The following is a 19,223-nucleotide window of genomic DNA, read 5'->3' on the forward strand; positions in this document are numbered from 1 at the left end:
AGGAAGGTCTGACTCAGGCCGCCTTCAGCCAGCTGAACATCGAGCGCAGCCCTTTGCCTACCTTCTCGATCGGATGCTCAGCATCGCGGTCGCGGATTTTGTTCATTTCAGGCTTGCCGGCTTCGCATTCCGCCACGAAGTTGCGGGCGAAGGTGCCGTCCTGGATGTCGGTCAGGATCCGCTTCATCTCGGCCTTGGTGTCGGCGGTGATCAGACGTGGTCCGCTCACATAATCGCCGTACTCAGCGGTGTTGGAGATGGAATCGCGCATGGCGGTGAGACCGCCCTTCACCATCAGATCCACGATCAACTTCACCTCGTGGAGGCATTCGAAGTAGGCGAGCTCGGGCTGATAGCCGGCGTCCACCAGGGTTTCAAAGCCTGCCTTCACCAGCTCGGAGAGGCCACCGCAGAGCACGGCCTGCTCCCCGAACAGATCGGTTTCCGTTTCTTCCTTGAAGTTGGTCTCGAGGATGCCGGCACGGGTGCCGCCAATGCCCTTGGCGTAGGCCATCGCCAGCGCGCGCGCCTTGCCGGAGGCGTCCTGCTCAATGGCGAAGAGGGCGGGAACTCCCTGGCCGTTCTGGTATTCCCAGCGCACGGTGTGGCCGGGGCCTTTGGGGGCGATCATCACTACGTCCACATCGGTGGGAGGCTGGATCAGGCCGAAACGGATGTTGAAGCCGTGGGCGAAGCTCAGCACCTTGCCGGCGCTCAGATGGGGCGCGATCTCCTTGTCGTACACCTCCTTCTGGAATTCGTCGGGCAGGAGCACCATGATCCAGTCGGCCTTGGCGGCCGCCTCGGCCACGCTCAGAACGTCCAGGCCATCCGCCTTGGCTTTCTCTGCGGAACGGCTGCCGGCGTAGAGGCCCACCACCACATCCACGCCGCTGTCCTTCAGGTTGAGGGCATGGGCGTGGCCCTGGGAGCCGTAGCCGATGATGGCCACCGTCTTGCCGCTGAGCAGCGAGAGATCGGCATCGGTGTCGTAGAAGAGCTGGGCCATCCGGGCGGCGTGCAAAGCGGAGAAGATGCTGAGCTTACGCAAGCGCCTGTCGTTCAGGCCTCGTTGGGATGGGAGATCACCCGGTCAATCAGGCCGTAGTCCTTGGCTTCCTCGGCGCTGAGGAAATAGTCGCGATCGGTGTCTTTCTCGATCGTCTCGAAACTCTTGCCGGTCATCGCAGCCATGGAGCGGTTGAGCATCTCTTTGATGCGCAGAATCTCGTTGGCTTCGATCTCGATGTCGCTGGCCTGCCGCTGGGCCGTGCCGCCGAGGGGTTGGTGGATCATGATCCGGCTGTGAGGCAGGGCCAGGCGCTTGCCCTTGGTGCCTGCCGCCAGCAGGAAGGCCCCCATCGATGCGGCGAGTCCCACGCAGATCGTCACCACGTCACTCTTGACGTATTGCATCGTGTCGTAGATCGCCAGCCCCGCTGTCACCGAGCCGCCAGGGGAGTTGATGTAGAGATAGATCGGTTTGCTGCTGTCGTCCGAATCCAGATACAGCATCTGGGCCACCAGGCTGTTGGCGATGCCGTCGTTCACTTCCTGACCGAGAAAGAGGATGCGCTCCACCCCCAGACGGGTGTAAATGTCGACCCACCGCTCCATCTGGCTGCCTGGCAGGCGGTAGGGAACGCTGGGGGTACCGATCGGCATGGGTCCGGGCTGAGAAGGGAACGGGGAAAGGGACGGGAGCGCTTCGGGCGCCTGACGGGTTTAGACCGCTGCTGGTGCAGCGGTCGGCAGCTCCTTGCGACTGCCCAACACCCGATCGATCAGGCCATACTCCACAGCCTGCTCTGGTGTGAGATAGCTCATCCTGTCGGAATCCTTGGCGAGCTGCTCAACGCTGCGACCGGTGTTCTCAGAAAGGATCTCGAGCATCGCCCGTTTGTTGTGCAGCACTTCCTTGGCCCGGATCTGAATGTCCGTGGCCTGGCCCCGGGCGCCGCTGCGGGGCTGGTGCAGCACGATCGACGCGTGGGGCAGAGCGGCCCGCTGCCCCTTGGTGCCGGCGGAGAGGATCACCGCCGCCGTTCCCATGGCCTGACCGATGCAGATGGTGTGCACAGGGGGCTTCACGTAGCGGAGGGTGTCGCAGATGGCGAAAGCCTCCGTTTCAAAGCCGATCGCATCGCCGGTATACCAGCTGGTGCCTGTGGAATTGATATAGAAGTAAATCGGCTTGTCGGGATTGTCGAACTCCAGATACAGCAGCTGGGCAATGATCAACTCGGTGACGTCGAGCCCGAGCTGTCGCTTGGTGTCGTCATCGGAGAACAGCGGCAGCCCCAGATACACGATCCGCTCCTTGAGCATCAGAGAGGGCAGATCCGGCGGTGGTGTGCGCAACACCGTGGACTCCCCGTAATAGGGCGCAGACGTGGTCATCCTCAGCACATCCCCTGGCGTTTCGGGAGCCTAGCGGGGGCTGGCTGGTCAGGTGTGCTCATGGGCCTGGCTTGGCAGGGCGGGAGGGCCGATTCGGTTTGGCGGGCTTTCCGGCGGCAGCTTCCTTCTCCAGACGGGCAAACACCATCCGACCGGAGGAACTCTGCAGCGCGCCGGTCACCACCACAGGACGGCGCTCGCCGATCGCCGTTCGCGCCCCTTCCACCACCACCATCGTGCCGTCCTCGAGGTAGCCCACCCCCTGGTTGTCCTCCTTGCCCTCCCGCACGATTTTCAGCAGCAGCTCATCGCCGGGTTGCACCTCGGGGCGCAGGGCGATCACGAGGTCGCTCAGGTTCATCACTTTGAGCTCCTGCACCTGGGCCACCTGGGCGAGGTTGTAATCGGCCGTCACCAGCGTGCCGCCGGTGTCGGCGCTCAGCTTGAGCAGGCGGTCGTCGGTGCCGTCACCCTCGTAGCGGGTGGTGTTGATCACAAGGCGACGGCCATGGGTCTCCCGCAGTTCCGTGAGCAGTTTGAGGCCGCGGCGGCCGCGGGCGCGCTTTTCCGGATTGCTGGAATCGGCGAGTTGCTGCATCTCGTCGATCACCGTCTGGGCAACGATCACCTGGCCCTCGAGCAGGCCGCAGGCCAGAAGGCCGCGGACGCGGCCATCGATGATCACGCTGGTGTCGAGAATCTTGGCGCTGGCTGGGGTGAGCACCCCATCGGCCACCAGCAGGGCTTCCGCCGTTGAGGGATTGAACAGCCTGAGCAGGGTGCGGCCATGCACTTCGGCGAGGTTGTAGCCCAGCACTCCGAAGAACACATTGCTCAGCACCGCCGCCAGCGGTTTCAGCAGCGCAATCGCCCCCCCCAGGGGCAGCAGCAGGATGGGGGCCAGCAGCAGATTGGCCACCAGCAGCCCCAGGATCAGGCCCACGGCCCGGCTCACCAGCAGATCGGTGGGCATGCTGCGCACCTGCCGCATCAACTGCTGGCGCAGGCGCTGAAACACCAGGCCGGCAATCAGGCCGAAGAAAGCGCCGAAGCCCGTGAGCACCCAGCGCACACCAGCCACGTTGGTGCTCTCGTCGAGCAGCTCCTGGGGCAGCAGATGCACGCCCATCCATCCGGCCGAGGCGCCGGAGAGCAGGAACACAAGCAGGATGAGCGGTTCCACCATGGGTTCAGGTCGTGGCTGCTCGATCCGATTGCAGGCAGCATGCACCATCTTCCGTCGCTTGGCCCGGGCTGATGTCCGCACCCCGTAGCGCCTATGTGCACATCCCCTTTTGCCATCGGCGTTGCTTCTACTGCGACTTCGCCGTCGTGCCCCTGGGAGACAGGGCGGATGCGGCGGCGGGGCCCGGACGGGCCTCGATCCAGGCCTATCTCGCCCTGCTGCATGAGGAGATCGGCCTCTCCCCTGCAGGGCCGCCCCTGGCCACGGTGTATGTGGGCGGCGGCACACCCTCCCTGCTCACCCCCAGCCAGATCGCCGATCTGCTGCAGCGGCTGACGCAGCGTTTCGGTCTGCAGGACGGGGCGGAGATCACCCTGGAGATGGATCCGGCCAGTTTTGATCTGCAGCACCTGGAGGCCGTCCTCGACGCCGGCGTGACCCGGGTGAGCCTGGGCGGACAGAGTTTTGATGATGGGGTGCTGGCCAGCCTCGGACGGCGCCATCGCCGGGCCGATCTGCAGGCCGCCTGCACCTGGCTGCAACGGGCTTTGCTGCAGGGACGGCTGACGAGCTGGAGCCTCGACCTGATCCGCAATCTGCCGGGGCAGACCGAGGCGCAATGGCAGCAGCAGCTGGAGTTGGCCCTGGCCGCTGGCGTGCCCCATCTCTCCGTCTACGACCTGTCGGTGGAGCCCGGCACCGTCTTCGCCTGGCGGCAGCAAAGGGGCGAGCTGGTGCTCCCCGATGACGGGGAAGCGGTGGAGCGGATTCGACAGACCGGCGAGCGCCTGCGACAGGCGGGGTTCTGCCGCTATGAGGTGTCGAATTACGCCCGGCCTGGGCATGCCTCGCGCCACAACCGTGTGTATTGGAGCGGTGCCGGCTGGTGGGGCTTCGGGCTTGGGGCCACCAGTGCCCCCTGGGGCCGGCGCCTGGCGCGGCCGCGCATCCGTGAGGCCTACGCCCGCTGGTTGATGACGCAACGGCAGCAGCCCGACTGTTCGCTTCTGGCGTCAGCAGCGGTGCCGCTGCCCCTCGATGACCTGCTCTTGGTGGGGCTGAGGCGACGCGAGGGCGTCGATCTGTGGCGTCTGGCTGCTGCCAGCGGCTGGGATGCGGCCACATGCGAGCGTCATCTGCCCGATCTTGAGCGCCGCTGGTTGGAGCCGGAAGCCCAGGGCCTGATTGAGTCGTGCGGACGCCGCTGGCGCCTGCGAGATCCCGAGGGTCTGGCCCTCAGCAATCAGGTGCTGGTGGAGGTGGTGCGCTGGTGGGAGACCCTGCCGGCTGCCGTTGTGCAGTCACCCAGCCCTGAAGCGCCTCCACCAGCAGTTGCCGCCCCGGGATCAGGGCGGGGCTGAAGGGCGGTTGCAGGGGGGTGAGCCCGAGCAGATCGGCGCTCACCCGCACCTGACCGTCGCAGTCGTCTCCGGCACCGATGCCGATCACAGGAATGCGCAGCGCCTGGCGCACCCGGCTGGCCAACTGGGCGGGCACATGTTCCAGCACCAGGGCGAAACAGCCGTTGGCTTCCAGCGTTTCCGCCTGGCGCAGCAGGGTGTCCTGGCTGCGGGGATCTTCCGCCTGCCGCCGGTAGCCGAGGCGATGCACCGCCTGCGGCGTGAGCCCCAGATGGCCCATCACCGGGATCCCCATCCGCACCAGCCGGTCGATCACCTGCACGATCTCCGGTTCAGCTCCCTCCAGCTTCACAGCGGCGGCGCCGGAGTTCTTCAGCAGGGTTCCGGCGGCTGCCACGGCCCGCTCCTCGCCGCATTGGTAACTGAGAAAGGGCAGGTCGCACACCACCAGGGGCTGGCGCTCCAGCGGTCCATTGAGGCCACGACAGACCGCCTGCGTGTGTTGCAGCATCTGCTCCAGCGTCACCGGCAGGGTGGTGGCATGGCCCAGCACCACCATGGCGAGTGAATCACCCACCAGCACCAGATCGGCACCGGCTGCCTGCACCAGGGCCGCCGAGAGGGCGTCCCAGGCGGTGAGCATGGTGATCGCTTGCCCCGACTGCTTGAACCGGATCAGGTCGGCAGGTCGCATCCGCCTCTCCAGGCCAACGGGGGTCCATTGCTAGCATCACAACGACTCGGACCCATGCGGTTCAGACGCCTAAACCTGGTCAGAACCGGAAGGGAGCAGCCACACGGGATGCTCTGAGCAGGCGTGGACTCCGGGTCACCCCATCCGCCGAGCCACAGCTCAGGCTTCAGTCGTTGGTTGACTCGCGACGAAGCTGACGCTGGCGCAGAAATTGAGGAATGTTCGCGCCGGAATCCTGGCTTGAAGACGGCGTGTAGGGCGTGGATTCAGATCGTGCCGTGGCGCGTTCGCTGCGATAAGGCTGGCCGTTCTCAAAACCGGTGGCGATCACCGTCACGTGGATTTCACCCTCCAGTCGCTCATCGACGACGGCGCCCACGATGATGTTGGCTTCCGGATCCACCACGTCGTAGATCACTTCGGAGGCGGTGGTCATGTCTTCGAGGGTCATGTCGCGACCGCCGCTGATGTTGATCACACACCCCTTGGCGCCATCGATGCGGGCCGCCTCCAGCAGTGGGCTGTTGATCGCCGTCTGGGCGGCTTCCACGGCACGGGAGCGGCCGGAGCCGACGCCGATCCCCAGCAGGGCGGTGCCGGCCTCGGTCATCACCGAGCGCACATCGGCGAAATCCACATTCACCAGGCCTGGGCAGGTGATGATGTCGCTGATGCCCTTCACGCCCATGCGCAGCACGTCGTCAGCGCTGCGGAACGCTTCCTGCAAAGGGGCTCCGGCAATCGCATCGCGCAGACGATCATTGGGGATCACGATCAGGGTGTCGACATGCTCGGCGAGGCGGGCGATGCCTTCATCGGCCTGACGCATGCGGCGGCGACCTTCGAAGCTGAAGGGTTTCGTGACGATGCCCACGGTGAGGGCACCGCTTTCTTTGGCCACTTCGGCCACCACAGGAGCGGCACCCGTGCCCGTGCCACCCCCCATGCCGGCGGCGATGAAGACAAGATCAGCCCCCTGCAGTGCCTGTTGCAAATCGGCGCGGGATTCTTCGGCTGCTTTCTGGCCGATGCTGGGATTGCCGCCCGCTCCTAAGCCGCGGGTGAGGGTCTGGCCCAGTTGCACACGATGATCTGCCGCCGACTGGAGCAGGGCCTGGGCATCGGTGTTGAGCACCCGGTAGGCCACACCCTCCAGATCGCTCTGGATCATGCGGTTCACGGCATTGCTGCCGCCCCCACCCACACCGATCACCTCAATCCGCGCAGACTGGCTGGGGAGGATGCCAGTGGAATCGGCATGGGGGGACTGATGTGCTCCCATCATCTCCATCGTTGCGGCCGAACCATTGAGCTGTGGGTGCATTATGTCCTTGCGGGTTGCATCCGCCGCTGATTCTGATCAGCCTTGTCGCCCGAACCCCGATCTGCAACGAAGCGTCAGGATTCGCTGGCGGGAGTCTTGCCAGCACGGAGCTGAAGTTCCGGTTTGGCGGGATCACTGAGATCGATGCTTGTGCCCGCTTTCTGGCGCAAGTGGCTGGGGAGGCTGCGGCTGAGTTGGGCCATGCTCACCACCTGTTGATCCAACAGGTTCGGGTCCGCGCCCAGGTCCACCCTGCCCAGAGCGGCTGTCTGAATGCTGATGGCCCCATCCGGAGCGATGCTGATGCGCTGCAAGGGGCTCCCCAGGGCATCGCGTCGCTCGAACAGTCGGGCGATCATGGGCCGCTGGCGAGCCGTCCAGCCCGTCACCAGGATCGAGGTTTCCGGCTGATCGCCCCGCGAGGCCACGGTCTGGGGCATCCATTGGCCGTTGCGATCGACCATGCCCTTCTCCATGCCCCCGGGGCTGACCCGACTGGCGGCCGCCATGGGGCGACGGTCCTCCAGGTCCACATCCAGGGCGGGCGGCAGGAGACGGCGATGCACAGCAGCTGATTGCACCGGCAGTTCCCGCAGCAGGGTGCGTTCCAGCGCCCTGGGGTCAAGGCTGAGCAGGGGCAGGGGGAAACGGAGACCCGCCGCCTGGGTCACGGCCTCGCTGCTGATCCGTTCGCTGCCGTTCACCCGCAGTTGCTCCGGGCTGTGCAGGGTCCAGCCCATGCTCAACAGAAGCCAGGCAAGAGCCGTGGCGCTGCCGCTGAACAGCAGCAGGCGCCACAGTTGAATCAGCCGGTCGCGGCGTCGTTCCTGGCGTAGGCGGCGGCGGCGTTCAACGCCGGGGGGGAGTGGGCGGGTAGATCGCTGGCGGCTCACAGGTCGCAACGCGCCTTGGACATCAATTGGTTCATCCAGCTGCGCGCCCGTTGCGCATCGGAGAAGGGCACATCCATCTGTTGGCCATCGCCGATCAGGCGCAGGCGGCAGCGACCCTCCGATTCATGGGCCAGGGGAGCTTCTCCGGAGGCCAAGGCCATCAGCTCCACCAGTTCGAGGGAGTTGATCGTGAATCGTCCCTGTTCTTCGAAGCGACCGGCAGAAAAGCTGCACCATTGCAGTTCCCCATCCAAGACCCTGGCGGCCCCGCAGCCATCCAGCTTGGAGAGTTCGGCCCCTTCAGCCCAGCGCCGAAACAGGGTCTGGCGTCGACGCTCGAGCCAGCCGAGGGCGGCGAGGAGCACAAAGGCCAGGAGCAGGGGAAACCAGAGCAGACCGTGAATCATCGCTGGATCAGGGGAGCGCTGCTGGAAAGTGCTTATTCTCGCGCGCTCTCCACGAGCTGCGCCACCAGATCCTCGAGGGGCAAGCCGCTGGCCTCCCAGAGCATGGGATACATGCTCTGGGAGGTGAAGCCCGGCAGGGTGTTCACCTCATTGATCCAGAGGCGCTCCTGGGTTGCGTCGTAGAAAAAATCCACCCGGGCCTGGCCCACCACCCCGAGCACCCGACAGGCCTCCAGAGCCATCGCCTGCACGTCAGCCTGCCTCGCTGCGGAGATCGGGGCGGGAATCAGGGTGTGGCTCAAGCCATCGCTGTATTTCGTTTTGTAGTCGTACCAATCCGCATCGAAGCGGATCTCCCCCACCACGGAGGCCTTGAGCTGACGGACCCCGAGCACGGCACACTCCAGTTCCCGGGCTTGCACGCCCTGCTCCACCACCAGGCGGTGATCCAGCTCCGCGGCCACCGCCAGGCCGCGCTCCAGTTCCGCCCGGTTCCGGACCTTGCTGATCCCCACCGACGAGCCAAGATTCGCCGGTTTCACGAAACAGGGATAGCCCAGCTCCGTTTCGATCCGCTCGAGCAGGGTCGCGCGAGTGGCGGCATTGTTGAGGCTTGAGGCGTCCAGACCCACGTAGGCGACCTGGGCAAGGCCGGCGGCGGCAAAAGCCGCTTTCATCGCCAGTTTGTCCATGCCCATGGCCGACCCGAGCACTCCCGCTCCCACAAACGGTTTGGCCATCAGGGTGAACAGACCCTGCACGGTGCCGTCTTCGCCATTGGGGCCATGCAGCACCGGATACCAGATCTCCACGGTTTCGGATCCCGCCGGCAGCTGGGAGAAGCCAGGTGCGGGCAGGGGTTGGGGCAGATCAGCCTCCTCCGCTGCCACGCCGTTCTGCAGCACGCTCTCGGCCACCACCGCCGGCCACCAGCGCCCGGCGCGATCGATGTAAAACGGCACCACGTCGAAGCGCTCCCGGTTGCGTCCGCTGCGCAGGGCCTGAATCACCGTGGTGGCCGAGCGGATGGCGATGGTGTGTTCCCCGGATGCACCGCCAAACACCACGCCGACGCGAACAGGGGAAGAGGGCATGGAGAGAGGCCGGCACTGGCAGGAGCGCCAAACGTATCAGCCTCAGATGGGGGTGCCACTGAGGGAGAAGGACCGCACGGCCTCGATTCGAACCTCCACGAGATCACCCGGCTGCCATCGGCTGCCATCCGTGCGTGCGGCGGGGAAGAAGGTGAGCCGATTGGTGCGGGTGCGGCCCATCACCTGCTCGGGATCCTTGGGGTTGATGCCCTCCACCAGCACCTGCTCAGTGCGGCCGGCATAACGGGCGCTGCGGGCCCTGGCCACGCGCTCCACCAGGGCATTGATCTCCCGCAGGCGCTCCACCTTCACCGCTTCCGGTAGCTGATCGGGCCAGTCGGCAGCGGGGGTGTTGGGGCGGGGGGAGTAGGCGGCGGTGTTCACCTGATCGAAGCCGATCGCCTCGATCAGATCCAGGGTGCGCCGGTATTGGGCGGCGGTTTCTCCCGGGAAGGCCACAATCACATCGGCGCTGATCGCCGCATCGGGCATGCGCTCGCGGATGCGATCGATGATGCGGCGGTAGCGATCCACCGTGTAGCCGCGGGCCATCGCTTTGAGCACGGCGTCGTCGCCACTTTGGAAGGGGATGTGGAAGTGTTCGCACACCTTGGGCAGCTCGGCGCAGGCATCGATCAGGCGTTCGGTGAAATAGCGCGGGTGGCTGGTGGCGAAGCGGATGCGCTCGAGGCCTTCCACGTCGTGCACGAACTGCAGCAGATCGGTGAGGGTGTGCTGGCGGCGTCCCTCCGGGGTGATGCCGGGGAGATCGCGGCCGTAGGCATCGATGTTCTGCCCCAGCAGGGTGATCTCCTTGAACCCCTGGGCAGCCAGTCCCTCCATCTCCAGCCGGATCGCTGCCGGCAGCCGTGATTGCTCCTTGCCGCGCACGGAGGGCACCACGCAGTAGGTGCAGCGTTCGTTGCAGCCGTAGATCACGTTCACCCAGCCGCAGATGGCGCTGTCGCGGCGGGCGGTGGTGATGTCTTCAAGGATGTGGTGCTCTTCGGTGGCCACCACCTGCTGGCCCTGCTCCACCTGGGCCAGCAGCACATCAAGGCGGTTGGCGTGCTGGGGGCCCATCACCAGATCCAGCTCGGGCACGCGCCGCAGCAGCGATTCGCCCTCCTGCTGGGCGACGCAGCCGGCCACCACCAGGGTGAGATTGGGATTGGTGCGTTTGCGCTGCGCCTGGCGCCCCAGATAGCTGTAAACCTTCTGCTCGGCGTTGTCGCGGATCGTGCAGGTGTTGTAAAGCACCAGATCGGCCTCCAGCTCGGCGCTCGCTTCGCGATAGCCCATGGATTCCAGGATTCCGGCCATACGCTCGGAATCGGCCTTGTTCATCTGGCAACCGAACGTGGTGACCCAGTAGCTGCCGCGGCTCGAAGCGCGCTCAAGGCTGAGGGGTTGGCTGCTGGAGGAGGCGGAGACGGTCAAGGGGAACGGCGTTTCGGAGAACCGCGGAGCGGACGGCTTGAATCAGTGTCGGTCACGGCGGTGCTGTGCCAGTTTGAAGATCGGTGCAATCAAGGGATGGGCTGGTGCCTGCGGCGGTTTCCACTCACCAAGGCGGTGCCCCTGGCCATCAGTCGCGGCACCACCGCAGCGGTCGAGCACCTCATGCTGCGCTGTGAGGCCGAGGGGGTGGTCGGCCTCGGTGAGGCCGGTGGTCTCGACACGGGGCACCGCGCCTACGACACGGTGGCCATCGCCGCTGAATTAGAGGCGATGCTGCCCGCACTGGATGGGCTCGATCCGAGCCAGCGGCACACCTTCGCTCCGCTGTTGGCGCTCCTGTCACCGCCAGCTCGCTGCGCGGTGGATCTGGCGCTCTGGGACTGGTGGGGACACCGCCTCGGCCAGCCGCTCTGGCGGCTGTTCGGGCTCGATGGCGATTGTGCCGTGGCCACCAGCGTCACCCTCGGACTCGGCCCTGTGGAGCAGGTGCTGCAGCGGCTCGAGCGTTGGTGGCAGCAGCGACCGGCCACCCGGATCAAACTCAAGCTGGGCAGCCCTGAAGGGCTCGATCACGACCGGCAGCTGCTGGACGCCGTCGCTGCCGCGTTGCAGCAGGAACAGCAGCGGCGCCAGCAGCCCCTGGAACTCCAGGTGGATGCCAACGGTGGTTGGTCGTTCGATCAGGCGCGACGGTTCATGCCCCAGCTCCAGGCCCATGGGGTGGTGTTGCTGGAACAACCGCTGGCTGCCAGTGCGGATCCGGAGCTCGATCGCACCGCCTTCGCCAGGCTCAAGCCCGACTGCCCGCTCCCCCTGGTGGCCGATGAGAGTTGCTGGGATCTGGAGGACCTGTTGCGCCTCGCTCCCCATGTGGATGGCATCAATCTGAAGCTGCTCAAAACCGGTGGCCTCAGCGAGGCCTTGCTCATGGCTCGGGTGGGTCAGCGACTCGGGCTCGATCTGATGGTGGGCTGCTACTCCGACAGCAGCCTGCTGAATGGGGCAGCCGCCCAGTTGCTGTCCTTGATCCGCTGGCCGGATCTCGACAGTCACCTCAATCTCCTGGATGACCCGTATCAGGGTCTGCCGATCGAAGACGACCGCTTGCGCCCGCCCCAGGCGGTGGGGCTCGGCATGGCTTCGGTGGCGGAGGTGGGCTGATGCTGGGGGCGGATCAGGCGGTGGTGTTGCTCCAGCACGGGGGCCTGGACAGCCTCACTGGCAAAACCGGACTGGCGATGCTGCGCCATCGCCGTGGGCCGGTGGTGGCGGTGATCGATCCCTCCCATGCCGGGGCGTCCCTTGAGGCGGTGACAGGGATTCACCGGTCGGTGCCGGTGGTGGGTGATCTGCAGGAAGCCCTGGCCTTCGGTCCCGAGGTGGCCGTGGTGGGGTTGGCGCCGTCCGGAGGCCGGCTGCCGGATCCGGTGCGCGCCGATGCGTTGGCGGCTCTGCGAGCCGGGCTCTCCCTGGCCAGTGGGCTGCACACCCGGCTGGGGGATGATCCGGAGTTGCGGGCCGCCTGTCAGCCCGGGCAATGGATCTGGGATCTCCGTTGCGAGCCTGCAGGGCTGCAGGTCGCCCAGGCCAGAGCCGCCGCTTTGCCCCAGCGCCGGGTGTTGGCGCTGGGCACGGACATGGCCGTGGGCAAGATGAGCGCCTGTCTGGCGCTGCAGGCTGCTGCTGAGGCACGGGGTCTGGCGTCGGGCTTCGTCGGCACCGGGCAGGCGGGCATCCTGATCAGTGGCGCCGGTGTGGCGCTCGATGCGGTGCGGGTCGACTACGCCGCCGGTGCGGTGGAAGCGGCCGTGCTCCGCTGCGCCGAGCGCTTGCCTGCCGATGGTCTGGTGCTGGTGGAAGGCCAGGGTTCGCTCTGTCACCCGGGGTCGTCCGCCTCCCTGCCCTTGCTGCGGGGCAGCCAAGCCACGGCATTGCTGCTGGTGCATCGGGCCGGCCAGGCGACGATCGACCGTCTGCCCCAGGTGCCGCTGCCGCCCTTGGTCGAGCTGGTGCAGCTCAGTGAGGCACTTGCCGCCATCGCGCGACCCGCGGGTGCGGGGCCGGCCCCCCGGGTGCGGGCCCTGGCGCTCAACACGGCGCGCCTGGCTGCTCCTGAGGCACAGCGGGCGATCGCAGAAGCCGAGCAGACGCTTCAGCTGGTGTGTGCCGACCCTCTGCGAGGCGGCGCCGATGTCCTGCTTCAGGCCCTGGTGGAGGTGAGTTGAGGGCGAGCGAGGGGATTCGAACCCCCGAATAGCGGCGCCACAAGCCGCTGCCTTAACCACTTGGCGACGCCCGCCGCGTCGGTAAGAATCTAACAATTCGCCTTCAGCGCCCTGCAGCCCGCCACTTCCACGCGACGCGGGCCCAGCGCTGCCCACCTGGCACTGGCCATCGCCGTGGTCGGTGCTGGGGCCGCCCTGGTGGTCACCAATCCCTCCATGGCCGACTATCAGCAGCATGCCGGTGCCCAGCTGGTGCAGCTCGCCACCGAGGAGCTCTGTGATCGCCAGGCTCTGCCGATGGTCCTTCGCCTCTGGATTCGCGACTGTCCGCGGCTGATCGCCGATCAGCGCGGCGCACTCACGGCCCTGGCCGGCCAGGTCACCCGTCGCCGTTCCTTCGGGCTGTTCAGCGTCTTCACCACCCAGCTGGGGGGGAAGGATCTGCTGCCATCGCTGCGGCTGCCGGGTTACACCGTGACCACGATCGGCATTGCCGGCCAGTTCCTCACGGTGCAGACCAAGGCCGACGGGGGCAAGCTCGAGTGAGTGCGATGGCTGGTGGTCCAGCGGCCGCTGGAACGCTTCACGCCTGGTGTCCCGCCAGCCTGCTCGATCAGGCCGGGCTGGGTGACGCCCGCAGGGATGGTTTGGTGGCGATCGAGATCGCCTGGCGGCACGGGGTGATCAGCGCCCTGCGTGCGCTCCCCCCCGGAGCGGCTCCCCCCACCGAGCTGCTGCTGCCCCGGTTGGTGGAGCCCCACGCCCATCTCGACAAAGCCTTCACCTGGGCGGACCATCCCAATCACGAGGGCACCTACGCCGGGGCAATGGCGGCCAATCGGCAGGACCACGCCACGCGCAGCCTGGAGCGGGTGGTGGCCCGCGCCGAGCGGGGCCTGCAGCTGGCCTGGCGCCATGGGCTGCGGGGCATGCGGAGCCATGTCGACAGCCTTGGGCCTGGGGCTGCGTGCAGTTGGGAGGCGCTGCAGGACCGCCGCCAGCTCTGGCGTGAGCGGATTGAGCTTCAGCTGGTGGCCCTGGTGCCGATCAGCCACTGGAGCACTCCAGAAGCGGGCGAACTCGCCCGCCAGGTGGTTGCGGCGGGGGGGCTGCTGGGGGGCGTGCTGGTGCCCCCTTGCCGCGACGCCCAGACCCGCCGCGGCTTGGAGGATCTGCTCGCCCTGGCGGATCGCCTCGGGTGCGGCATCGACCTGCACATTGATGAAGCGGATCAGGATCCCGCCGCAGGCCTGCGGCTGCTGGTGCATTGCCTGGATCGGCGCCCGGTGTCGGTGCCGATCACCTGCAGTCATGCCAGCAGCCTCGCGTTGCTTTCGGCTCGCGCCCTCGCCCAACTGGCGGATCGGATGGCGGCCCATCGACTCGGCGTGGTGGCCCTGCCGCTCACCAATGGCTGGTTGCTGGGGCGCCGGCCGCAGCAGACCCCCCTGCAGCGGCCGCTGGCGCCGCTGCTGCAGTTGCAGCGGGCCGGCGTGGTGGTGGCTGTCGGAGGCGACAACGTGCAGGATCCCTGGTTCCCCGGTGGCAATTTCGATCCGATCGCCCTGATGGCGGCCGCCCTGCCCCTGGCCCAGCTGGCACCCTGGCAGCGCCACGGTCTGATGCCGTTCACCACGGAGGCCGCCCGCTTGTTGGGGCTGGCCTGGGACGGTCGCCTGCAGGTGGGCGCTCCAGCCGATCTGATCCTGCTGGAGGCCACGCACTGGGGAGAGGTGCTGGCCTCCCCCCCCCGGCGGCGTGTGCTGGCGGCAGGACGTTGGCTGGCGGAGACTGGTGCCGATCACAACACGGCGGCCAGCGGCTCATGACCCAGGGATCGGCAGGCCTTCAAGCGCTCCAGGCGGAGTTGGCACCGCTCCCGCAGCTCAGCCTGTTGCAGGGTGAGGCCGATCTGCTGCGCTTTTCCCGGGATGCCTACGACTATTCACCCGTGCTGCGGGAGCGGTTGTCGCACTGTCGAGCCGGCCTGGTCGTGCGCCCCGAGAGCGTGGCTGCCGTGCGTGCTGTGGCCGCCGCCTGTGCCCGTCACGGCGTGCCCCTCACCCTGCGCGGTGCGGGCACGGGCAACTACGGCCAGTGCGTGCCACTGCAGGGTGGTGTGGTGATGCTGATGGGTGCCCTTTCTGCGGTGCGTGCGATCGATCCGCACTCCGGGGTGGTGGAGGTGGAGAGTGGCTGCCTGCTGCGGGATCTCGATCAGGCGGTGGCGGGCCACCATCGCCAGCTGCGGCTGCTGCCCAGCACCTGGCGCACAGCCACGATCGGTGGCTTCATCGCCGGGGGCTCGGGGGGCATCGGCTCGGTGCGCTGGGGGTTCCTGCGCGATCCCGGACACCTGCTCGGGCTGGAGGTGGTGACGCTGGAAGCGGAGCCCCGCCTGCTGCAGCTCGATGCGGCGGATGCCGAAGCCCTCAACCATGCCTACGGCACCAACGGCATCATCACAGCACTGCGTCTCTCGACGGCCCCGCGGCAGGCCTGGCATGAGCTGAGCATTGACTGCGCCGACTGGGAGGTGGCGGTGGATCTGGCGCAACGTTGCCAGCAGGCAGCACTGGAGCTGCATCTCTGCACGGTGCTGGAGCGTTCGATCGTCGATCAACTGCCGAACTGGAGCGGTGCTCCAGCCGGCTGCCACCGGCTGCTGTTGCTCGTGGCTGCCGATGGCGTCTCCACGGTGGAGCGGTTGGCAGCGGCGGTGGGGGCTGTCTGCCGCCACCTCGGCCCGGAGGCGGACCATCACGGCAACGGCCTGCGGGAGCTCAGCTGGAACCACACCACCCTGCATTGCCGCAGCCTGGATCCGAGCTGGACCTATCTGCAGATGCTGCTTCCCCAGCCCGAGCTGCCCCTGCTCAACCAGTTGCGCGCCGACTGGGGGGACGACCTGTTGTGGCACCTCGAGGGGGTTCGTCAGGGCGGTACTGCCCGTCTGGCTGCCCTGCCTCTGGTGCGCTGGCAGGGGGGTGATGCTCTTGAGCGCCTGATCGCTCAGTGCCGCGATCTGGGTGCCGTGATCTTCAATCCCCATGTGATCACAGTGGAGGATGGCGGCCTGGGGGTGATCGACGGTGAGCAGGTGGCGGCCAAGCGGCACCATGACCCCATGGGTCTGCTCAACCCCGGCAAACTCAGGGGCTGGTCAGCCTGAGCCGGCCGCCCCTTTCTGGATCAGCACCCCAGGCTCTCGCGGGTGGAGACCCCCGTGTGCGGATGACTCCCTTCCGCATCGCGACACAGACGCCGCACGTCATCGCGATCGAGCAGGGCATCGCTGAAGTCGGCCCCTTCGATCTGCGCGCCGGCAAAACTGCTGCCTGAGGCGATCACGCCGCTCAGCAGCGTGCCGCGGAGGTCGGTTCCGCTGAAGTCGGCGCGATCCATCAGGGCATCGGAGAGATCAGCGCCGTGGAAATCGGCGTTGGCAAAAGCACCCTGGGTGAAGATCGCACCATGCAGGTTGGCGTCACTGAAGTCGGCGCCGCGACCCACCGCCCCGGCAAAGGAGGTGTTGCGCAGATCCTGACCGTGAAAGTCGTGGCCGCTCTGGTTGGTGAGGGTGTAATCGACCCGTTCCTGAAACAGAGCCCGATCCTGCAATCCCGTTCCTGTGCTCGTGTCGAGTGCCTGGGCGGGGCCGCTGGTCAGCGCCATGAGGGCGAGGAGCAGTCCGGCGAGCATCCAGCGTCTGGGCTGGAGGAGACGGGAGGCCATGGCGGTAGCAAGCGGCTGAACCTCACTCTGCATGCAGCAGGTCGCGTCGCAGCAGGTCGCCGAGCAGATATAGCGACCCGGCAATCACGGGCGGGACCTGCGGCCAACCCCTGCACTCCAGCCTGTCCAGCACGCCCAGCACAGGATCGGGCCCGCCCGTTTCGAGCAGTTGGTGGGCCAGATCTGGGCAGAGGCGCCGCAGCGCCTCGGCGCTCCAGCTGCGGTGGTCAGGCACCGGCACGATCCAGGCCCGATCCGACGGTTGCAACAAGCTGTGCAACATCGGTTCGGCTTGCTTGTGGGACTGGATCCCGAGGATCCAGTCGATGCCCTCACGCTCCCCAGGCCAGTGCCGCCGTTCTGCCGCGAGGCGAGCCGCCGCCGCTGGGTTGTGGGCCCCATCCAGTAGCAGGGGATGCCCTCGCCAGCGCATCGGCTGCATCCGTCCGGGCCAGCGGGCGGCGGCGAAGCCGCTGCGGATGCTGCTGGCGGAGATCGGCCAGCCCATGGCGCCGATCCGCTCCAGCACGGCCAGAGCCACGGCGCCGTTCTCCCGTTGCCAGGTGCCCTGCAGGCCAAGCTGCCAGTCGTCCGGCAGCGGTGGCACCCAGTGCAGTGCAGCGCCCACATCCTGCACGCGTTGCTCCAGCACCGCCTCCACCTCCTGGGCCTGTCGGGCGCTGATCACCGTGGTTCCGGCCTCGATCACGGCCGCTTTCTCTGTGGCCACGGCGGCGAGCGTGTCGCCCAGGTGCTCGCAGTGATCCAGTCCGATCGAGGCTACGGCCACCAGCGGCCGGTGCGGGTGCGCGGTGGTGGCATCGAGGCGACCGCCGAGGCCCGCCTCGAGCACCATCCAGTCGACGGCTTCCGCTTTGAAGTGCATGAGCGCTGCGCTGATCACTAGCTCAAACGGCGTCAGCCGTTCCCGCTTCGCCAGCGGTTGCAGTGCGATCAGGTGGTTCTCCAACTCCTGGGAGCTGATCATCCGACCCTCCACACGGATGCGCTCACACCAATCGATCAGGTGCGGAGAGGTGGTGAGGCCGGAGCGGATGCCGGCGGCCCTGAGGCCACTGTCGATCAGGGTGGCGACCGACCCTTTGCCGTTGGTGCCCACCACCTGAACGGCTGGAATGCCCTGGCTGGGTGATCCCAGGGCCGCAAGAGCGCGTTGGATTCTGATCAGCGACAGATCCATGCCGCGCTGCTCAAAGGGGGGCAGCAGCTCCTGCAGCGTCACGCCTGGGTGGCGCGGGCAGGCAGGGAGGCGAGGCTGGCGTCGAGCCGCTGAAGCAAGAGCGTCACCTCGCGCCGACTGATCACCAGGGGCGGCACCATGCGCACCACCCGGGCACCGGCCGCCACCAGCAGCAGCCCCTGGTCCAGGGCCGCGCGGACCACATCCACGGCACTCACGTCCCAGTCGTCGCGTAACACCAGGCCCTGCAGCAGGCCCCAGCCCCGCACCGCCTCGAGGCGATCCGGGTGGCGCTGGATCAGGGATTCGAGGCCTTGGCGCAGCTGCTCGGCGCGGGCGTTCACATGGCGGAGAAGGCGTCGGCGCTGCAGTTCCCGCGCCACGGTGAGTCCGGCTCGGCAGGCGAAGGGGTTGCCACCGAAGGTGCTGGCGTGGTCGCCGGGCGCGAAGTGATCGGCATGGCTCTGCACCAGCAGGGCACCGATGGCATGACCACCACCCAGCCCCTTGGCGAGGGTGAAAGCATCCGGTTCGATGCCGAGATGCTCATAGCCCCAGAGCTGGCCCGTCCGACCCATTCCCGTCTGCACCTCGTCGAGGATCAGCAGGATGCCGCGTTGGCTGCAGTGCTGTCGCACGGCCTGGAAAAAAGCGCGATCGCCTGGGTTGACGCCCCCCTCACCCTGCAGGGGTTCGATCAGCACAGCCGCCACCCTGGGGCCCTCGGCCTCCCAGCGCTTCAGGGTGGTTTCGAAGCCATCCAGGTCGTTGTAGGGGAAGGTGTCAAAGCCGGCCACCATCGGCTCAAATCCCTGGTGGTATTTCGGCTGACCCGTGGCACTCACAGCGGCAAGCGTGCGGCCATGAAAGCTGGCCTTCGCCGTGAGGATCACCGGCGCTTCGATCCCCCGCACCGTGTGGCCGTGTTTGCGGGCTAGCTTGATCGCCGCCTCATTGGCCTCGGCGCCGGAATTACAGAAGAACACGCTGTCGGCGCAGCTGTGGTCCACGAGCCAATGCGCCAGATCTTCCTGTTCCTGGATCCGGTACAGATTGGACACGTGCTGCAACTTGCGCAGCTGATCAGCGAGGGCCCGACGCAGCGCCGGATCGCTGTGGCCCAGGGTGCAGGTGGCAATGCCGGCGACGGCGTCGAGGTAGCGACGTCCGCGCTCGTCACGCACCCAGCAGCCCTTGCCCCGCACCAAGGTGAGCGGAAAACGGCCGTAGGTCGCCATCACT

At 67.1% G+C, this 19,223-nt stretch carries 18 protein-coding genes, 1 tRNA gene, 1 other RNA gene and 1 pseudogene; 7 read left to right on the forward strand and 14 right to left on the reverse strand.

The features are described from left to right. Positions 1-13: 13 nt before the first annotated feature. Genes ilvC through SynRS9909_RS03665 form a run of 4 tightly spaced genes read right to left on the reverse strand, consistent with a single transcriptional unit; the run spans position 14 to position 3,586 of the window. Complete coding sequence (gene ilvC / locus SynRS9909_RS03650) at positions 14-1,009, reverse strand: ketol-acid reductoisomerase (RefSeq protein ID WP_007100422.1); 996 nt, start codon at positions 1,007-1,009, stop codon at positions 14-16. Positions 1,010-1,062: 53 nt separating this feature from the next. Then, entirely contained in the window at positions 1,063-1,665 is a 603-nt protein-coding gene (locus SynRS9909_RS03655) for an ATP-dependent Clp protease proteolytic subunit (RefSeq protein ID WP_007100421.1), read from the reverse strand. Between the two features lie 60 nt (positions 1,666-1,725). Next, on the reverse strand, positions 1,726-2,400 hold the full coding sequence (locus SynRS9909_RS03660; RefSeq protein ID WP_038000791.1) for an ATP-dependent Clp protease proteolytic subunit: 675 nt from the start codon (positions 2,398-2,400) through the stop codon (positions 1,726-1,728). A 58-nt stretch (positions 2,401-2,458) separates the two neighbouring features. Further along, positions 2,459-3,586 (reverse strand): PIN/TRAM domain-containing protein, encoded by a 1,128-nt coding sequence (locus SynRS9909_RS03665; protein ID WP_240307711.1) that lies wholly within the window; start codon positions 3,584-3,586, stop codon positions 2,459-2,461. A 71-nt stretch (positions 3,587-3,657) separates the two neighbouring features. On the opposite strand from SynRS9909_RS03665, the pseudogene hemW reads away from it, so the two are divergent. Beyond that, positions 3,658-4,941: pseudogene (hemW, locus tag SynRS9909_RS03670) on the forward strand (radical SAM family heme chaperone HemW); the annotation flags it as partial. Here hemW and panB read toward each other — a convergent pair. Then, positions 4,823-5,641: a 3-methyl-2-oxobutanoate hydroxymethyltransferase gene (panB, locus tag SynRS9909_RS03675; RefSeq protein ID WP_186593786.1), complete on the reverse strand. Its 819-nt coding sequence runs from the start codon at positions 5,639-5,641 to the stop codon at positions 4,823-4,825. The pseudogene hemW and the gene panB overlap by 119 nt on opposite strands. Before the next feature lie 43 nt (positions 5,642-5,684). Between panB and ffs the strand changes: the two genes are divergently transcribed. Beyond that, positions 5,685-5,781, forward strand: an RNA gene (ffs, locus tag SynRS9909_RS03680) — signal recognition particle sRNA small type. A gap of 26 nt (positions 5,782-5,807) precedes the next feature. Here ffs and ftsZ read toward each other — a convergent pair. The 5 genes from ftsZ to miaB form a co-directional block, all read right to left on the reverse strand. Further along, positions 5,808-6,923 (reverse strand): cell division protein FtsZ, encoded by a 1,116-nt coding sequence (gene ftsZ, locus SynRS9909_RS03685; protein WP_370587891.1) that lies wholly within the window; start codon positions 6,921-6,923, stop codon positions 5,808-5,810. A gap of 116 nt (positions 6,924-7,039) precedes the next feature. Continuing rightward, entirely contained in the window at positions 7,040-7,858 is an 819-nt protein-coding gene (locus tag SynRS9909_RS03690; protein ID WP_007100415.1) for a cell division protein FtsQ/DivIB, read from the reverse strand. Further along, positions 7,855-8,265 carry a hypothetical protein gene (locus SynRS9909_RS03695; protein WP_007100414.1) on the reverse strand — a complete coding sequence of 137 codons (411 nt, stop codon included), beginning with the start codon at positions 8,263-8,265 and terminating at the stop codon, positions 7,855-7,857. The genes SynRS9909_RS03690 and SynRS9909_RS03695 overlap by 4 nt, the downstream gene beginning before the upstream one ends. Positions 8,266-8,297: 32 nt before the next feature. Next, positions 8,298-9,359, reverse strand: a complete 1,062-nt coding sequence (locus SynRS9909_RS03700; RefSeq protein ID WP_038000788.1) for a D-alanine--D-alanine ligase family protein — start codon at positions 9,357-9,359, stop codon at positions 8,298-8,300. A 42-nt stretch (positions 9,360-9,401) separates the two neighbouring features. Further along, positions 9,402-10,706 (reverse strand): tRNA (N6-isopentenyl adenosine(37)-C2)-methylthiotransferase MiaB, encoded by a 1,305-nt coding sequence (gene miaB, locus SynRS9909_RS03705; protein ID WP_240307810.1) that lies wholly within the window; start codon positions 10,704-10,706, stop codon positions 9,402-9,404. A gap of 189 nt (positions 10,707-10,895) precedes the next feature. Between miaB and SynRS9909_RS03710 the strand changes: the two genes are divergently transcribed. Next, positions 10,896-11,981 (forward strand): dipeptide epimerase, encoded by a 1,086-nt coding sequence (locus SynRS9909_RS03710; RefSeq protein ID WP_007100411.1) that lies wholly within the window; start codon positions 10,896-10,898, stop codon positions 11,979-11,981. Further along, entirely contained in the window at positions 11,981-13,045 is a 1,065-nt protein-coding gene (locus SynRS9909_RS03715) for a DUF1611 domain-containing protein (protein ID WP_007100410.1), read from the forward strand. The genes SynRS9909_RS03710 and SynRS9909_RS03715 overlap by 1 nt, the downstream gene beginning before the upstream one ends. A 1-nt stretch (position 13,046) precedes the next feature. Here SynRS9909_RS03715 and SynRS9909_RS03720 read toward each other — a convergent pair. Beyond that, positions 13,047-13,119: transfer RNA gene (locus SynRS9909_RS03720), tRNA-His, on the reverse strand. A 100-nt stretch (positions 13,120-13,219) separates the two neighbouring features. Here SynRS9909_RS03720 and SynRS9909_RS03725 point away from each other — a divergent pair. The 3 genes from SynRS9909_RS03725 to SynRS9909_RS03735 are packed head-to-tail and all read left to right on the forward strand — an operon-like array spanning position 13,220 to position 16,217. After that, entirely contained in the window at positions 13,220-13,591 is a 372-nt protein-coding gene (locus tag SynRS9909_RS03725; RefSeq protein WP_007100409.1) for a DUF4359 domain-containing protein, read from the forward strand. Positions 13,592-13,596: 5 nt separating this feature from the next. After that, positions 13,597-14,874, forward strand: coding sequence for an amidohydrolase family protein (locus tag SynRS9909_RS03730; RefSeq protein ID WP_038000784.1), 1,278 nt, complete (start codon positions 13,597-13,599; stop codon positions 14,872-14,874). Beyond that, complete coding sequence (locus SynRS9909_RS03735; RefSeq protein WP_007100407.1) at positions 14,871-16,217, forward strand: FAD-binding oxidoreductase; 1,347 nt, start codon at positions 14,871-14,873, stop codon at positions 16,215-16,217. The genes SynRS9909_RS03730 and SynRS9909_RS03735 overlap by 4 nt, the downstream gene beginning before the upstream one ends. 20 nt (positions 16,218-16,237) lie before the next feature. Here SynRS9909_RS03735 and SynRS9909_RS03740 read toward each other — a convergent pair whose 3' ends face one another. The 3 genes from SynRS9909_RS03740 to SynRS9909_RS03750 are packed head-to-tail and all read right to left on the reverse strand — an operon-like array spanning position 16,238 to position 19,219. Then, entirely contained in the window at positions 16,238-16,780 is a 543-nt protein-coding gene (locus tag SynRS9909_RS03740) for a pentapeptide repeat-containing protein (protein ID WP_007100406.1), read from the reverse strand. Between the two features lie 22 nt (positions 16,781-16,802). Further along, positions 16,803-18,023 (reverse strand): folylpolyglutamate synthase/dihydrofolate synthase family protein, encoded by a 1,221-nt coding sequence (locus SynRS9909_RS03745; protein WP_007100405.1) that lies wholly within the window; start codon positions 18,021-18,023, stop codon positions 16,803-16,805. Then, positions 18,020-19,219: an aspartate aminotransferase family protein gene (locus tag SynRS9909_RS03750; RefSeq protein ID WP_007100404.1), complete on the reverse strand. Its 1,200-nt coding sequence runs from the start codon at positions 19,217-19,219 to the stop codon at positions 18,020-18,022. Before SynRS9909_RS03750 ends, SynRS9909_RS03745 begins: the two co-directional genes overlap by 4 nt. Between the last annotated feature and the right edge of the window lie 4 nt (positions 19,220-19,223).

This window comes from Synechococcus sp. RS9909, assembly GCF_014279595.1.
Classification (GTDB): domain Bacteria; phylum Cyanobacteriota; class Cyanobacteriia; order PCC-6307; family Cyanobiaceae; genus Synechococcus_C.

What these genes read in the sequence shown, in the direction of transcription:
- SynRS9909_RS03655 (WP_007100421.1), bottom strand. Translation starts at nt 1,665, where the DNA reads ATGCCGATCGGTACCCCCAGCGTTCCCTACCGCCTGCCAGGCAGCCAG.
- ilvC (WP_007100422.1), bottom strand. Translation starts at nt 1,009, where the DNA reads ATGGCCCAGCTCTTCTACGACACCGATGCCGATCTCTCGCTGCTCAGC.
- panB (WP_186593786.1), bottom strand. Translation starts at nt 5,641, where the DNA reads ATGCGACCTGCCGACCTGATCCGGTTCAAGCAGTCGGGGCAAGCGATC.
- SynRS9909_RS03730 (WP_038000784.1), top strand. Translation starts at nt 13,597, where the DNA reads ATGGCTGGTGGTCCAGCGGCCGCTGGAACGCTTCACGCCTGGTGTCCC.
- SynRS9909_RS03660 (WP_038000791.1), bottom strand. Translation starts at nt 2,400, where the DNA reads ATGACCACGTCTGCGCCCTATTACGGGGAGTCCACGGTGTTGCGCACA.
- SynRS9909_RS03710 (WP_007100411.1), top strand. Translation starts at nt 10,896, where the DNA reads ATGGGCTGGTGCCTGCGGCGGTTTCCACTCACCAAGGCGGTGCCCCTG.
- ftsZ (WP_370587891.1), bottom strand. Translation starts at nt 6,923, where the DNA reads ATGGGAGCACATCAGTCCCCCCATGCCGATTCCACTGGCATCCTCCCC.
- SynRS9909_RS03740 (WP_007100406.1), bottom strand. Translation starts at nt 16,780, where the DNA reads ATGGCCTCCCGTCTCCTCCAGCCCAGACGCTGGATGCTCGCCGGACTG.
- SynRS9909_RS03665 (WP_240307711.1), bottom strand. Translation starts at nt 3,586, where the DNA reads ATGGTGGAACCGCTCATCCTGCTTGTGTTCCTGCTCTCCGGCGCCTCG.
- miaB (WP_240307810.1), bottom strand. Translation starts at nt 10,706, where the DNA reads ATGAACAAGGCCGATTCCGAGCGTATGGCCGGAATCCTGGAATCCATG.
- SynRS9909_RS03700 (WP_038000788.1), bottom strand. Translation starts at nt 9,359, where the DNA reads ATGCCCTCTTCCCCTGTTCGCGTCGGCGTGGTGTTTGGCGGTGCATCC.
- SynRS9909_RS03750 (WP_007100404.1), bottom strand. Translation starts at nt 19,219, where the DNA reads ATGGCGACCTACGGCCGTTTTCCGCTCACCTTGGTGCGGGGCAAGGGC.
- SynRS9909_RS03695 (WP_007100414.1), bottom strand. Translation starts at nt 8,265, where the DNA reads ATGATTCACGGTCTGCTCTGGTTTCCCCTGCTCCTGGCCTTTGTGCTC.
- SynRS9909_RS03735 (WP_007100407.1), top strand. Translation starts at nt 14,871, where the DNA reads ATGACCCAGGGATCGGCAGGCCTTCAAGCGCTCCAGGCGGAGTTGGCA.
- SynRS9909_RS03715 (WP_007100410.1), top strand. Translation starts at nt 11,981, where the DNA reads ATGCTGGGGGCGGATCAGGCGGTGGTGTTGCTCCAGCACGGGGGCCTG.